Origin of the sequence: Telluria beijingensis (genome assembly GCF_030770395.1) — a bacterium.
GTDB classification, from domain to species: Bacteria; Pseudomonadota; Gammaproteobacteria; order Burkholderiales; family Burkholderiaceae_D; genus Telluria; species Telluria beijingensis.
The window spans coordinates 2,938,871-2,952,930 of the sequence record NZ_CP132480.1 but is presented as its reverse complement, the minus strand read 5'-3'; the positions used below and the strand labels follow the sequence as shown (position 1 = coordinate 2,952,930).

Annotated in this window: 16 protein-coding genes and 1 tRNA gene; 3 read left to right on the top strand and 14 right to left on the bottom strand. The window is 64.8% G+C overall.

What is annotated here, in order from left to right:
* Nucleotides 1-43: 43 nt before the first annotated feature.
* The 5 genes from Q9246_RS13095 to Q9246_RS13075 form a co-directional block, all read right to left on the bottom strand.
* The gene (locus tag Q9246_RS13095) at nt 44-1,402 is read right to left on the bottom strand and encodes a DUF3526 domain-containing protein (RefSeq protein ID WP_306397978.1); all 1,359 of its coding nucleotides are present in this window, start codon (nt 1,400-1,402) and stop codon (nt 44-46) included.
* Nucleotides 1,399-2,835 (bottom strand): ABC transporter permease, encoded by a 1,437-nt coding sequence (locus Q9246_RS13090; protein ID WP_306397977.1) that lies wholly within the window; start codon nt 2,833-2,835, stop codon nt 1,399-1,401. The genes Q9246_RS13095 and Q9246_RS13090 overlap by 4 nt, the downstream gene beginning before the upstream one ends.
* Nucleotides 2,832-3,572, bottom strand: coding sequence for an ABC transporter ATP-binding protein (locus Q9246_RS13085; RefSeq protein WP_306397976.1), 741 nt, complete (start codon nt 3,570-3,572; stop codon nt 2,832-2,834). The genes Q9246_RS13090 and Q9246_RS13085 overlap by 4 nt, the downstream gene beginning before the upstream one ends.
* 161 nt (nt 3,573-3,733) lie before the next feature.
* Nucleotides 3,734-4,048, bottom strand: a complete 315-nt coding sequence (locus Q9246_RS13080; protein WP_306397975.1) for a hypothetical protein — start codon at nt 4,046-4,048, stop codon at nt 3,734-3,736.
* 83 nt (nt 4,049-4,131) lie between these two features.
* A complete protein-coding gene (locus Q9246_RS13075; protein WP_306397974.1) occupies nt 4,132-4,326 on the bottom strand; it encodes a hypothetical protein in 195 nt (64 codons plus the stop codon).
* Between the two features lie 820 nt (nt 4,327-5,146).
* On the opposite strand from Q9246_RS13075, the gene Q9246_RS13070 reads away from it, so the two are divergent.
* From Q9246_RS13070 to Q9246_RS13060, 3 genes are read left to right on the top strand one after another with little or no spacing between them, the layout of a single operon-like run.
* Entirely contained in the window at nt 5,147-6,316 is a 1,170-nt protein-coding gene (locus Q9246_RS13070; RefSeq protein ID WP_422802384.1) for a CmpA/NrtA family ABC transporter substrate-binding protein, read from the top strand.
* A 31-nt stretch (nt 6,317-6,347) separates the two neighbouring features.
* Nucleotides 6,348-7,265 (top strand): nitrate ABC transporter permease, encoded by a 918-nt coding sequence (gene ntrB, locus Q9246_RS13065; RefSeq protein ID WP_306397972.1) that lies wholly within the window; start codon nt 6,348-6,350, stop codon nt 7,263-7,265.
* A 13-nt stretch (nt 7,266-7,278) separates the two neighbouring features.
* A complete protein-coding gene (locus tag Q9246_RS13060; RefSeq protein WP_306397971.1) occupies nt 7,279-8,091 on the top strand; it encodes an ABC transporter ATP-binding protein in 813 nt (270 codons plus the stop codon).
* Between the two features lie 18 nt (nt 8,092-8,109).
* Here the strand turns inward: Q9246_RS13060 and Q9246_RS13055 are convergent, their stop codons facing one another.
* The 9 genes from Q9246_RS13055 to ybgC form a co-directional block, all read right to left on the bottom strand.
* Nucleotides 8,110-8,367 (bottom strand): hypothetical protein, encoded by a 258-nt coding sequence (locus Q9246_RS13055; RefSeq protein WP_306397970.1) that lies wholly within the window; start codon nt 8,365-8,367, stop codon nt 8,110-8,112.
* Between the two features lie 85 nt (nt 8,368-8,452).
* Nucleotides 8,453-8,528, bottom strand: a tRNA-Lys gene (locus tag Q9246_RS13050).
* 61 nt (nt 8,529-8,589) lie between these two features.
* Nucleotides 8,590-9,345 carry a tol-pal system protein YbgF gene (gene ybgF, locus Q9246_RS13045; protein WP_306397969.1) on the bottom strand — a complete coding sequence of 252 codons (756 nt, stop codon included), beginning with the start codon at nt 9,343-9,345 and terminating at the stop codon, nt 8,590-8,592.
* Between the two features lie 101 nt (nt 9,346-9,446).
* Nucleotides 9,447-9,971 carry a peptidoglycan-associated lipoprotein Pal gene (pal, locus tag Q9246_RS13040; protein ID WP_123068696.1) on the bottom strand — a complete coding sequence of 175 codons (525 nt, stop codon included), beginning with the start codon at nt 9,969-9,971 and terminating at the stop codon, nt 9,447-9,449.
* A gap of 34 nt (nt 9,972-10,005) precedes the next feature.
* The gene (tolB, locus tag Q9246_RS13035; protein WP_306397968.1) at nt 10,006-11,277 is read right to left on the bottom strand and encodes a Tol-Pal system beta propeller repeat protein TolB; all 1,272 of its coding nucleotides are present in this window, start codon (nt 11,275-11,277) and stop codon (nt 10,006-10,008) included.
* 31 nt (nt 11,278-11,308) lie between these two features.
* Nucleotides 11,309-12,280 (bottom strand): cell envelope integrity protein TolA, encoded by a 972-nt coding sequence (tolA, locus tag Q9246_RS13030; RefSeq protein ID WP_306397967.1) that lies wholly within the window; start codon nt 12,278-12,280, stop codon nt 11,309-11,311.
* Between the two features lie 10 nt (nt 12,281-12,290).
* Nucleotides 12,291-12,722, bottom strand: coding sequence for a biopolymer transporter ExbD (locus Q9246_RS13025; protein ID WP_306397966.1), 432 nt, complete (start codon nt 12,720-12,722; stop codon nt 12,291-12,293).
* A 27-nt stretch (nt 12,723-12,749) separates the two neighbouring features.
* On the bottom strand, nt 12,750-13,433 hold the full coding sequence (tolQ, locus tag Q9246_RS13020; RefSeq protein ID WP_005671250.1) for a protein TolQ: 684 nt from the start codon (nt 13,431-13,433) through the stop codon (nt 12,750-12,752).
* 23 nt (nt 13,434-13,456) lie between these two features.
* Nucleotides 13,457-13,861: a tol-pal system-associated acyl-CoA thioesterase gene (ybgC, locus tag Q9246_RS13015; RefSeq protein ID WP_306397965.1), complete on the bottom strand. Its 405-nt coding sequence runs from the start codon at nt 13,859-13,861 to the stop codon at nt 13,457-13,459.
* Between the last annotated feature and the right edge of the window lie 199 nt (nt 13,862-14,060).

The following is a 14,060-nucleotide window of genomic DNA, read 5'->3' as shown; positions in this document are numbered from 1 at the left end:
AAGGCATGGCAGGTGAAGGAATGGTCAAGCCGCCAGCGATGCCTCAGGCCGGCCGCCGCAGCTGGCGCAGGCCGGCGCGGAGCAGCGTCAGCGCCAGCACGGCCAGCGCCAGCAACTGGCCGGACGCCAGCTCGCCGCCCGCAGCTCCGACCGCGTAGCGCGGCAGCCTGGCCAGGTCGGCTTGCGTGAACGGCCGCTCTTCGAACAGATAGGGGTAGAAGAACTTGCGCAGCTCGGTATGGTAGGCCGCGATCCGGTCCTGGTAGGCCAGTTGCGCCGCCAGGTCGGTATCCGCCAGCCGGTGCAGCAGCACCTGCACATTCACCGATGCCAGCAGCAGGCCGACACGCGCCGTCCAGTCCTCGCGCGACTGCATGCTGGCGCGGTACTGCGCCACATCCTGCGCCACCGCCTGGTCGCCCGCCTGGTGCATCGCGTAATACCATTTCCAGTGGAAGCGGCCTTCGACCGGCGCCGTGTCCTTCCACTCGGGGTGGGTCTGGAAAAATTTGGCGAAGGTCTCCGGCTTCGGGATGTCCCAGCCCGAGTGCACCGCCTGGCGCTGCGCCAGGGCCAGTTCGACACCCTTCGACACCGGCGCCAGGCGCGCGATCGCGGCATCGGCCAGGGTCGGCAGGATCATCGTCAGGCCGACCAGGCAGGCCAGCAGGATCGCCGCGCTGCTGCTCGAGGTGTGGGCGCGCGCCGCCACCCAGCTGGCCAGGCCGAACCAGAAGGCGAGATACAGCGTGGCGACCAGCGCGATCGCGCCGAAGCCGGCCACCCCGGCGCCGGCCGCCAGGGCGCCGACGGCCACCGGCAGCAGCGCCGCCAGCCACAGCAGCCCGAAACGCAAGCCGACCCGCCGGCGCCAGGTGTTGGCGGCGCCCGCGGGCAGTGACGCCAGCAGGCGCAGGCGGCCCGCCTCGCGCTCGCTGGTGACCAGGTCGTGCATCAGCGCGATCACGAACAGCGGCGCCAGGAATACCAGCACGAAGGCGAAATCGAAGCGGCCCGGCATGGCCAGTTCGGGGTTGATGGCTTCGGATTCGTACATCTGCGAGTGCAGGCCGAGCAGGCGCACGCGCAGCGCCTGCGGCTGCAGGTCGCGCTGGCCGATGGCGACGAAGGCCAGGGCCGACGGCGGATTCACGGTCAGGTGCGGCAGGTAGTAGCCGACCGAGCCGGCTTCGGCCGCGCCGCCCTTGAGCTGCTTGGCGGCGATAGCGGCGTGGTCTTGCGCGTGGCTGGCGGCGATGCGTTCGAGCGCGGCGCGCTGCTGGCCGACGGCTTGCAGGCCGGTCCATACCGACAGGGCCGCCAGCCCCGCCAGCAGCAGTACGGCGCCGACCGCCAGCCGCGAGTGCAGCACCTGGCGCAATTCGATGATGAGGGTTTTCATTTGGCCTTCCTTTCCAGGCGTTTGGCGATCAGTTGGCCGGCGAAACACAGGGCCAGCAGCCAGCCGCCCAGCACGGCGAAGGCCGGCCAGGCGTGGCGCTGCGCGACCTCGGCGTACGGCGCGGGCGGGTAGCCGAAGCGCGGCGTCTCGTCCCAGTGGGCCTTGTCGATGCGCTCGTCGCCCGCGCCCTGCGGCGAGACGACGTTGGCGTGCAGGCCGTTGAGCGCCTGGACGAAGGCGTAGCGGTATCGTTCGCCCTCGACCAGAAAGCGCGCGTGGCTGTCGAGATTGGTGCCGGCCAGCGCGGTCGACATGCGGCGCAGCGCGATCACGGGGCTGAACAGGCTGGCCGAATGCACGATGGCGTTTTCCTGGCGCTGGCGTGCGAAGTCGGCGCGCATGAATTCGTCGAACAGTTCACTGGTCATGCGCTCGCCTTCGGCCATCAACAGCCCGCCATAATTCACCGGCAGGTCCTCGACCCGCTGCACGCCGTATTTTTCCAGGGTGCGTGCACGGAAGGCGTTGAAATACGGGTCGTTCGGGTTGTGGCTGTCGCCGATCGCCGCCAGGCGTTCGTGGATCGCGACCTCGGTCTCGATGCGGCTCGGCCGGCCGACGTCGTCGGCGGCGAAGTCGGGCATCACACGCGGCAGCAGGATCGCTGTGACGATCCAGCAGGCCACCAGCGCCAGCAGGGCGTCGCGCGCACGCGGCAGGCTGCTCGACACCAGCACCGCGGCCGCCACCCACAGCAGCAGGTAGAGCGCATACCCGGCCAGCATCGTCAGCGCTTCCAGCGCGACCGCCGGATGCATCGCCGCGATGGCGACCAGGGCGATGAAGGCGGGTGCGCCGAGCAGCAGGGCCACGCCGGCATGCGCCGCCAGCTTGCCGAGCAGGAGCGTCGCGCCCGGGATGCCCTGCACGATCTGCAGCCGCAACTGTCCCCGCTCGCGCTCGCGCGCCACGCTGCCAAAGGCCAGGAACACGATCAGCAGGGGCGTCAGCACCTGCAGCACGAAGGCTGGCGTCAACTGGCCGAAGCGCAGCAGCACCGACGATTGGCCGGCGTCGCTGAAGTTGGCGCTGTTCTGGCGGTGCCCCTCCAGGAACAGCGTGTTGCCGGTGAACGGATCGACGCCGAAGTCGAAGAAGGCGAGGGGGCTCAGCGGGCGGAACACGTAGTGCCCGTAGTGCACCACGCGGTGCGGGTGGCGGTCGGGCTGGTTGTGCCACTGCTCGTCGGCCGTGCTTTGGAAGCGCGCGCGTTCGGCGTTGACCGCGCCCAGGCGTTCTTGGCTGACCAGGATCGCGGCCAGCGTCAGCGCCAGCATCAGGATGCCGGCCGCCACCGCGACCTGGTTGCGCAGCATGGCGCGCCATTCGCCGCGGGCGATGGCGGGCAGCGCTTGCGTCAAGCTGGCGCTCATGCCGCCTCCGCCACGCGCGATGCGCCGGCATAGCGCCGGTACAGGTCGCGCACATCGTAACGCTCGGCGCCGCTGGCGGTCACTTCGTGGCTGATGTGGCCGCGCTCCAGGAAGCCGATGCGGTCGGCCACCTCGGCCGCCCCCAGCAGGTCGTGGGTGACCATGAAGATTGCGCTGCCGCGTGCGCGCAGGCCCTGCAGCAGGGCGTTGAATTCGCTGGTGGCCTGCGGATCGAGGCCGGTGGTGGGTTCGTCCAGCAGCAGCACCGGCACCTGGCGCGCCACGGCCAGCGCGATCGCGACCTTCTGGCGCATGCCTTTCGAATAGCCGCCCAGGCGGCGCCGGCGGGCCGCGGGATCGAGGCGCACGGCGTCCAGCGCCTCGTCGATAGTTGCGGCGGTCCAGGCGCTGCCGCTCAGGCGCAGGAAGTATTCGATGTTCTCGACCGCGTCGAGGTGGTCGTACAGCGCGACGTTCTCGGGCACATAGGCCAGCTGGCCACGCGCGGCCAGCGGGTCCGCAGCGACGTCGATGCCGCACACGCGCACGCTTCCGGCAGTTGGCACGGTGAAGCCGAGTAAGGTGTTCATGGTGGTCGACTTGCCGGCGCCGTTGCCCCCTAACAGGGCATAGATCTCGCCGCGCGCGACGCGCAGGGACAGGTCGCGCAGCACGGGCGTGGACTGGGGCTGGTAAGCGACGGTCACGCCGTTCGCTTCCAGGGCAGGGGAATTCATGGTCATCGTGGTCCTTTACTGGGTGTTGCTGGAGCAGGGGCATGGCGTAGCCGCGCACCGGGACGGCCGGCGGCAACGCATGCGGGGTGCACGCCTGGCGCGAACGCGCAGGCGCGCCTGCGGACCGGCGCGCGCCGGCCTGCAGGGAATGCAGGGACGGATCAGTGGCGCGGAGGCGCCTGGCGGGATGGAATCAGGTAGCGGCGCAGGACGACCGGCGCGGGGCGCGGCAGGCGTGCGAGGACGTAGGCGATGACGAGGAAGACCGCCAGCAGTTCTGGCGATACCGCGGGAAGATCGGCGGTGGAGTGGGACGCGACGTGGCAGCTGACGCAGTCGGGCAGGTGCTCGGACAGGTCATGGTCGTGGAACGAGGCGCCCACGAGTTGCAGGGCCAGGATCAGCGCGCACAGGCAGGCCAGCACCCGGCAGAGCGGTGCGCTGGCTAACTGGCGGCGTATGGACTGGAACTGCATGCGATCCCGGCGGAAGACGATACGGGGCAGTATAGCCCAGCCGTGATCGGTGCGACAACCTGGGCGGTTCCAGCCGGCACGGTTTATTCGAAGGCGACCAGCAGCGCGGTCAGGCCGATGCAGGCGGCGGCGATGACGCCGATGCGGGTGCGCAGGCGACGGCTGCTCGAGACGATGTCCTTCGCGATATCGCGTTTCGGCGCGCGCGGATTGCTGCGGTCGACGGCGGTCGCGGCGTGGATCGGGGAGTGGTGGCGTTCGGTGTGTTCGGTGTTCATGAATGGCTCCAGTGCCGTCCCTGGCGGAATCGGCGAATAAATAGTATGAGTGGCCGGCGCGAGCCGGGCGGAATACGATGGGATGTCGCCGTTCGGGCGCGCGTTGCGCTTCAGGAAGGCGAGTAAGCCGACCGGCAACTGTGCCGCGCTGTCGCGTCGGTCGCCGTGCAGGAGCGCAGGCTTAGGTGGGGCGGGCGACAGATAATGCTAAGGATGCGGCGTGACATGCGGATGCCAGTACAAAGCGTCGAATTCGGTGCCCGCAAACCCAGTGGCCCTTCAAGGCCGGCTGCGTTGCTGACGTTATTTATTTTACATGTATGCCACGTATAGACAAGGGGCGCACGATTGACGCAACTGGTATTTTCGTAAGGCAACGCTTGATCCTAGCATGCGCCGAACGGTAGTAGAAGGCCGTTCTGATTGATCTTTCGCAAGGGCTGTTTTGAGGGTGCCAAAATGATGCACTGCGCAATCGCGGTGCGGCGTTTGCGCCATCGCACGGTGCGCCTGGCGCGTGGGCGGCAGGCGTTTCACTCTGCGTGATCAGCTGGCATAAACATTGCGTATTGTGCATTAGCGCAATGGAGCGCTGCGTGTGCCGCCAACGAAGGCGATGCCCACCGAGACAACGACGTCTACCTGGACATGAATGCGTTCATGTCGGGTACGCGTCTTTTTTTTTGCCTGATCACATTTGGGATTCGCGATGAAAAAACAGCAGCTTGAATCGAAGAGCGCCTTGCCGGTGGATGCCGCAGTCGACGTCATGCGCAGGAAAGTCATTCATGGAGCAGGGCTGGTCGCGGGAGGGAGCTTGATGGGACTGGCAACGGGCGGCGTGTGGGCGGCGGGTTCGGACAAGCCGGAGAAGACCGAGATCAGGATCGGCTTCATTCCGCTGACCGATTGCGCCTCGGTGGTGATGGCGTCGGTGCTGGGCTTCGACAAGAAGTACGGCGTCAAGTTCGTGCTGAGCAAGGAAGCCTCGTGGGCCGGCGTGCGCGACAAGTTGGCCAATGGCGACCTGGACGCGGCCCACGTGCTGTACGGCCTGCTGTATGGCGTCCAGATGGGCATCGGCGGCCAGCGCAAGGACATGGCGGTGCTGATGGGCCTGAACAACAACGGCCAGGCGATCACGCTGTCGAAGCAGCTGGCGGGCAAGGGCGCGGTCGACGGCCAGTCGCTGGCCAAGGTAATGCGCACCGAGAAGCGCGAATTCACCTTCGCCCAGACCTTCCCGACCGGCACCCACGCGATGTGGCTGTACTACTGGCTGGCGGCCAATGGCATCGATCCGATGAAGGAAGCGAAAGTCATCACCGTGCCGCCGCCGCAGATGGTGGCCAATATGCGGGTCGGGAACATGGACGGCTTCTGCGTGGGCGAACCCTGGGGCCACCGCGCGATCATGGACGGCATCGGCATCACCGCGATCACCACCCAGGACATCTGGCGCGACCATCCCGAGAAGGTGCTGGGCTCGACCCTGGAGTTCGCGAACAAGCACCCGAACACCTGCCGCGCCATGATGGCCGCGATCCTGGAAGCCGGCCGCTGGATCGACGCCTCGATGGCCAACAAGAACAGGATGGCCGAGGTCATCGCCGCCAAGTCGTACGTCAACACCAGCAAGGACGCGATCGACCAGCGCATCATGGGGCGCTACCAGAATGGACTGGGCAAGACCTGGGACGACCCGCACGCCATGAAGTTCTACAGCGACGGCGCGGTCAACTTCCCCTATCTGTCGGACGGCATGTGGTTCATGACCCAGCATCGGCGCTGGGGCTTGCTGAAGCAGGATCCGGATTACCTGGCCGTCGCCTCGAAGGTCAACCAGGTCGCGCTGTACAAGGAAGCGGCCACGCTGGCCAAGGCGCCGCTCCCCGCCAGCCCGATGCGCAGTTCGAAGCTGATGGACGGCGCGGTCTGGGACGGCAAGGACCCGAAAGCCTATGCCGCCTCGTTCAAGGTCAGGGCCTGACTCTTTTCTCTCGCTTGCATAAGGAAACGCCATGAACGCTATCCTGAAATCCGAATTGCCTGCGCCGCCAACCGGTGGTGCGACCGTGGTCAACTTCCCGGTTGCCGCCGACGCGGGCAGCGCCCCGCCTCCCGCGCGCAAGCCGGTCGCCATCGCGCGTCGCGGACAGCCGTTGGCCAGGGCAGTGAACCTGGTGCTGCCCCCCTTCGTCGGCCTGGCGCTGGTGGTGCTGGCCTGGCAGCTGATCGCGACCCGCAACGAGGCCTTCCCATCGCCAGTGGTGACCTTCCAGCAGGCGATGACGCTGTTCGCCGATCCGTTCTACTACAACAGCCCGAACGACCAGGGCATCGGCTGGAACGTGCTGGCTTCGCTCAAGCGGGTGGCGCTGGGCTTCGGGCTGGCGGCGCTGGTCGGCATTCCCTTGGGCTTCATCATCGGCCGGGTGAAATTCGTGAACGGCATGTTCGGGCCGATCGTCAGCCTGCTGAAACCCGTGTCGCCGCTGGCCTGGCTGCCGATCGGCCTGCTGGTATTCAAGTCGGCCGACCCGGCGGCGATCTGGTCGATCTTCATCTGCTCGATCTGGCCGATGATCATCAATACCGCGGTCGGCGTGCAGCGCGTGCCGCAGGACTACATGAACGTGGCGCGGGTGCTGAACCTGTCGGAGTGGAAGGTCCTGACCAGGATCCTGCTGCCCTCGGCGCTGCCCTACATCCTGACCGGCGTGCGCCTTGCCATCGGCACCGCCTGGCTGGTGATCGTGGCGGCCGAGATGCTGACCGGCGGCGTGGGCATCGGTTTCTGGGTGTGGGACGAGTGGAACAACCTGAACGTCGCCAACATCATCATCGCCATCGTCGTGATCGGCGTGGTGGGGCTGCTGCTGGAGCAGGCGCTGGTGGCGCTGGCGCGGGCGCTGACGCACGAACAAGTGGCCAACTGAGAGGAACGCGATCATGGACGAGCTTCAATCGAAATTCATCGACATCGGCGGCGTGGAAATGGCGTTCCACACCAAGAAGGGCGTGTTCCAGGCCTTGCAGGGAATCGATCTCGCGGTGCGCAAGGGCGAATTCATCACGCTGATCGGCCACTCTGGCTGCGGCAAGTCGACCCTGCTGAACCTGATCGCCGGGCTGCTGAAACCCACGGCAGGCGTGCTGCTGTGCGCCAACCGCGAAATCGCCGGGCCGTCGCCGGAGCGGGCGGTGGTGTTCCAGAACCACTCGCTGCTGCCGTGGCTGACCTGCTACGAGAACATCCACCTGGGTGTGGAGCGGGTATTCGGGGCGACCGAGAACCGTGCGCAACTGCGCGAGCGGACCATGGCGGCGCTGGCCCTGGTCGGCCTGACGAGTGCCGAGGGCAAGCGGCCGCACGAGATCTCGGGCGGCATGAAGCAGCGCGTCGGCATCGCGCGGGCGCTTGCGATGGAGCCAAAGGTGCTGTTGATGGACGAGCCGTTCGGTGCGCTCGACGCGCTGACCCGGGCGCACCTGCAGGACGAGTTGCTCAAGATCGTCGCCGCCACCCGCTCGACGGTGGTGATGGTGACCCACGACGTCGACGAAGCGGTGCTGCTGTCGGACCGGATCGTCATGCTCACCAACGGGCCGGCGGCGACCATCGGCGAGATCGTCGAGGTCGACCTGGCGCGGCCGCGCGACCGGGTGGCGCTGGCGCAGGATGCGCGTTATACCGAGCATCGGAAGGCGGTGCTGGAGTTCCTGTATCGCAAGCAGGCGCATCCGGCCGTGGAAGCGGCTTGAACGCCTGCCAGGGGAAGCTCAGGGCGTCTTTTTCTTTTGCACCTGGCGCTGCTGCTGCTTGCGCTGCGTCTGGTTGCGGTTCTGCTTGGCTTCGTACAGCGCGACCGCGTCCAGCTTGGCCTGGGCGACGGTGCGCAGTTCTTCCTTGTCGTCGTGGGTGACGAAGTAGTCGGCGGCCTGGGCGTCGACCACCAGCTTGATGGCGGCTTCGTCGTCGAGGTTGTAGATCTCGGTGAGCAGGGTCGTTACTTCGTCAAGAAAATCTTCGTAGGTCATGGCGCGGTCGTCCTTGGATGCGGTAGCGTGAATGATAGGCTGAAAACAAAAACGCCAGCCCGAAGGCTGGCGTTTTCTGAATCTTTGGTAGGCCGTGCGTGGCTCGAACACGCGACCAACGGATTAAAAGTCCGCTGCTCTACCAACTGAGCTAACGACCCGAAGAAGCGAGATTATAGGGCACGGCCCAGTGCCTGTCAATTGCCGAGCCTGCCCAACGTCTTACTTGAGCGACGCCAACCGGTCGCGCGCCGTCTGCGCCGCGCTCGAGTCCGGATATTTGGACACCAGCGTCTGCAGCGACTTCTTGGCGTTCTTGTTGTCCTTCAGCAGGGCGTAGCTGCTGGCGATGTTCAGCATGGCGTCCGGCACCTTGGCGCTGTTGGCGTAAGTGGTGGTCACGACCTGCTGGGCCGCGATGGCCTTCTTGTAGTCGCCCAGCGCATAAAAGGTATTGCCCAGCCAGTATTGCGCGTTCGACGCATAGGCCGACTGCGGATAGGCTTTTACGAATTCCTGCAGCGCGGTGGAAGCGCCCTTGTAGTCGCCCGACTGGAACAGGGCGGTGGCGGCCTCGTAGGCGGCTTTTTCGGTTGGCATCACTTCGGCGGCCTGGCCGTCGATCATTTCCTGGCGCGGCTCCATGCGTTTCAGGCGCGCGTCGAGGTCGGCGTACAGCTGGCGCTGGCTTTCCTGGGCCTTGGTCACTTCGTTCTGCAGCACCTCGATCTGGCCGCGCAGGCGCGCGATCTCGCGCATCGTCTGCTCGTGCTGGTTGAGCATCTCGATCTGGACCGTCTTGTCCGATTTGCCGTCGATGCGCGCGCTCAGGTCGCGCGTGATGTTGTCGACCTTGGTGCGCAGGTCCAGGATGGCCTTGCGCGCTTCGTCGTCGTCGAACGGGCCGGCCACGGCATGCAGCGGCATCCACAGGGCCAGGACGAGGCAGGCGAGGCGGGACGGAGACAGTTTGATCATAAGCGTTGCTCTTTCTAAACCGGTTGCTGAGATAAAACGGGGCGGGTAGCAGTCTGCACTGCGTCCCGCCCCCTGTCAATCGGCTGAGTCAGCCGTATTGATTACTGGTACACGATGTCGGCGCGGCGGTTTTCAGCCCAGGCTTCTTCGTTGCTGCCGGTGGCTTTCGGCTTTTCTTCGCCCAGCGAGACGGCTTCCATCTGGCCTTCCGACACGCCCAGCGACGCCATCGAGCGACGGACGGCTTCGGCACGCTTCTGGCCCAGGGCCAGGTTGTACTCGGTGCCGCCGCGTTCGTCGGTGTTGCCTTGGATCAGGACTTTACGCGAGGTGTTCTTGGTCAGGTAGCCCGAGTGGTTCTGGACCACTGGCTGGCCGTCGGCGCGGACCACGAAGCTGTCGTAGTCGAAGTAGACGCTACGGTTGGCCAGGACGCCTTTTGGATCGTTCAGTGGATCGACGGTGCCGGTTTCCACTGGACGGATGTCACGAGCGTCAGCCACTGGTGCTGCTGGCTCTGGCGATTTTTCAACGACTGGGGTTTCTTCCAGTTTAGTTGGCGACGAGCAAGCGGCCAGCAAGGCTGCAGCGGAAGCGATGAAAGCGAGACTCTTGAAGTTGCGCATGGATTTTCTCCTGTTCTGGTTAAGGTTTTACTTCTTACTTCATGAAAGGACCCCAGCTGGGCTCCCGAATGTTTCCCGCTTTGGTCGTCAAGCGTTGCTTGACCCGTCCATCCACAGACACCACTGCAAGCGAGACGCGCCCGCCGCCCTTGGTTGCATACATGATGTACTTGCCGTTAGGCGAAAAACTCGGTTCGGTGGCCCCATCGGCCAGGCGAAGTTCCCGGCCGCTTGCCAGGTCCATCGCATATAAGGAGAAAGCGCCGCCGCGCTGCGAAATCCAGGCCAGCGTCTTGCCGTCGGACGACACGCGTGGGCTGATGTTGTAGTTGCCATTGAACGTCACGCGGGTAGCGTTGCCGCCCGAGGCGCTCATCTTGTAGATTTGCGGACCGCCGCTGCGGTCGCTCGTGAAATAAATGGTCTGGCCGTCGGCCGAGTATTGCGGCTCGGTGTCGATGGCCGGGTTGTTGGTCAGGCGGCGATGGCCGCTGCCGCTCGAATTGACCGAGTAGATTTCGGTATTGCCGTCCTGCGACAGCGCCACGGCCAGGGTTGAGCCGTCCGGGGACCAGGTCGGGGCCGAGTTGTTGCCCTTCTGGTTAGAGATCACGTTGCGGCGGCCGGTCATCAGGTCTTGCAGGTAGACTACCGGCTTGCGGTTTTCCATCGACACATAGGCGACCTTGAGGCCGTCCGGCGACCAGGCCGGCGAGATGATCGGTTCCTTGCCCTGGGTCGCGATGATTTCGTTCTCGCCGTCGGCGTCGGCCACGGCCAGCGCGTAGCGGTTGGCCGCGCGGTCTTCCTTCACATAGGCGATGCGGGTCGAGAAGATGCCGCGCACGCCGGTCAGCTTTTCATAGACGTCGTCGGCGATGCGGTGCGCCTGCAGGCGGGTGTAGCGCGGCTGCACTTCGCCGCCCAGCTGCGAGATCTCGCCGCCCTTTACCGTGTCGAGCAGCTTGTAGCGGATCGCGAAGCGGCCGTCCGGCTGGCGCGCCACGCTGCCGACCACCAGCGCATCGGCGCCGCTGGCCTTGAACGCGCCCAGGTTGACCTGGCCGGCGTCGGCGTCGCTGATCACCTGGCCGGCGTCGATCACCCTGAACACGCCGCTGCGCTCGAGGTCGGCGCGGATCACGGCCGAGACTTTATCGGGGGCGACGGATTCGTCGGCGAAGGCGGCGATGGCCACCGGGATCTGGTTGCTGCCGACGCCGGCAATTTCGATCTGGATCTGCGCATTGGCTGCCGTTCCCATCGCCAGGGAGACGCTGAACAGCAAAATGTGAAGTTTTTTCATGGTGTCTCTAGTAAAACTGGTTCGAACCGAATCAATCGTAATCTTTCATCGAGAAATTCACGTCAAGCGTACGCTCCACGGTCCCGTCCTTCTTCTTGGGCAGCGGAGATGCTTTCTTGATACCATTTTCCACTGCTCTGTCAAATTCTGGCACACCGCTGCTTTTTACCAGTCGAACCGACATGATTTCGCCGGTTGGCAACTGTTCGACCCGGAACGTGGCGCGCGGATTGCCCGCCACATCCGTGTTGCCCGGATAGGCCGTCGCGCTCTTGATCGCGGCCGTGATCGCGGCGATATAGCCGCCATCGCTGCGCGGACCCGTCGATTTCGCGGCGGTGCCGGTGCTGCCCATGGCGCCGGCCATGCGTTTCAACTCTTCATTGCGGAACTTCTCCAGCTTAGCGGCCTCGGCCTTTGCGGCAGCGTCGGCTTTTTTCTTCTTCTCAGCGGCGGCGGCGTCGGCCTTTTTCTTCTCGGCAAGTTCCTTCTTCTTACGCTCGGCTTCCTCGAGTTTCTTTTTCTCGGCCTCGTCGCGCTTTTTCTGTTCCGCTTCGTCGCGCTTCTTCTGCTCGGCTTCCTCGCGCTTGCGCTCCTCGGCTTCCTTGCGCTTCTTCTCTTCGGCAGCAGATTTCTTCGCTTCTTCTTCCTTGCGTTTCTTTTCCTCGCGCAGCGCGATGTCCGGATCCGGCGTCGGCGCAGGACGTTCCACCACCGGCTCCGGTGGAGGAGGTGGCGGCGGTTCCGGCGCGGGCTCCGGCTCCGGTTCGGGTTCCGGCGCCGGCTCGGGCGGCAACTCGGGCGCCGCGGCCGTCTGCACCGACATATCCCACACCTCGGCCTCGACCGAGACCGGATTGACCTTTTGCCAGCTCACGCCGATCGCCAGGAAGGCCAGCAGCGCCGCGTGCACCGCCACTGCCAGCAGGAACGATGGCAGGGGTTTCGGTTCAGGCGGCACGTGGTAGGGCGTGCCGGTGTTGGCTGGCTTCGGTGCGGTCATAACGTCGGCGTCACTGGGTGGCCAGGCCGACCCGGTTGATGCCCATCTTCTTGGCTTCCGAAATCAGCTGGATCACGTCGTCGTACTTACTGTCGCGGTCGCCTGCGATCAGGACCGGGAATTCCGGATTTTCTTCGTGCAAGGCGCGCAGGCGTTGCAGCAGGGCGGAGCGGTCGGCCACCTCATCCTGGGCCACCTTGACCTTGCCGTGAACGCCGATCGACAGCTTGTTGCCCGGCTCGATCGAAATCTGGATATAGGTATCCGGCGGCAGCGCCGATTTCTCGGCGCGCGGCAGGTTGACGACGCTCGGCGCCTCATTGGCCGGTACCGCCATGAAAATGATGAGCAGCACCAGCATCACGTCGATATACGGCACGACGTTGATCTCGGACTTGAACTTGCGGCGACGTCCACCGCGCATGCTGCTGGAAAATGCCATCCCGATGCTCTCCCGGTTCCTTGGTGATCAGCGCGACTGGCGCTGGAGGATGTTCGAGAATTCCTCGACGAAGCTTTCGAAGCGGTTCGCCAGGCGGTCGATGTCGTGGGTGAAGCGGTTGTACGCCACCACAGCCGGGATCGCGGCGAACAGGCCGATCGCGGTGGCGATCAGCGCTTCGGCGATGCCGGGCGCGACCACCGCCAGGGTGGCTTGCTCGACGCTGGCCAGGCCGCGGAACGAGTTCATGATGCCCCACACGGTGCCCAGCAGGCCGATATAGGGCGAGACCGAACCGACCGAGGCCAGGAAGTTCAGGTGGGTGTCGAGCGAATCGAGTTCACGCTGGAACGAGGCGCGCATGGCGCGGCGGGCGCCGTCGAGCACCGAATTCATGTCCAGCGCTTCGCGCGAGGCCTGCTTGCCCTTGATGAACTCGCCCATGCCGGCTTCGAAGATGCGGGCCAGGGGGCCGCTCTGGTCGCGCTGGCTGCTGGCGCTCTGGTGCAGGGTGTGCAGGTTGCCGCCGGCCCAGAAGCTGCGTTCGAACTGCTCGGTTTGTGCCCGGGCGGCGCGAATTGCAAATACTTTGCGGAAAATATAGGTCCAGCTCACGATCGACAGCAGCAACAGCAAGGCCATGATCAATTGCACCAGCACGTGGGCGTTGGCGATCAGCGAGACAAACGAAAGGTCGTGGGTTGCGGTCATCGTAAGCTTAATTGTGTAAATATTCAGGCGGCACGCATTTTAGCAGCCACGTGGTCGGGCAGGGAACGGGGGCGCATGGATTCGACGTCCACGCAGCCGACCTTCACGCTGGCGGTATTCAGCAGCACGTCGCCGCGCCATGCTTCCTGCTTGAACTGCACTGAGGCGCGCCCCAGTTTTTCCACGCTGGTCAGGATGGACAACTCGTCGTCGAGGCGCGCGGCGGCATGGTAATCGAGAGTCACATTCTTGACGACGAAGGCGGTCCGGTCCTGGTCGAGCAGTTCCTGCTGCTGCACCCCAAGGGCGCGCAGCCATTCGGTACGGGCCCGCTCAAAGAATTTCAGATAGTTGGCATAAAAGACAATGCCGCCGGCGTCGGTATCCTCGTAATACACCCTGACTGGCCAGTTAAATACTGAAGGCATTCTTTGTTGCCGAAATAAATGAAAACGGGAAATATTTTACGCGACTTTCCACTTTAATATGTACGCTGCCGTACCTTGTGAGCGGAAAAGTTTTACGTACTGATGGCACGAGATCGTGCTTTTGAGCAGTAGTAGACTTGAAACGTGGTTAAAAGACCAATCACTGTAACACTTTCTCACAAATGATTGGTGCATCGCC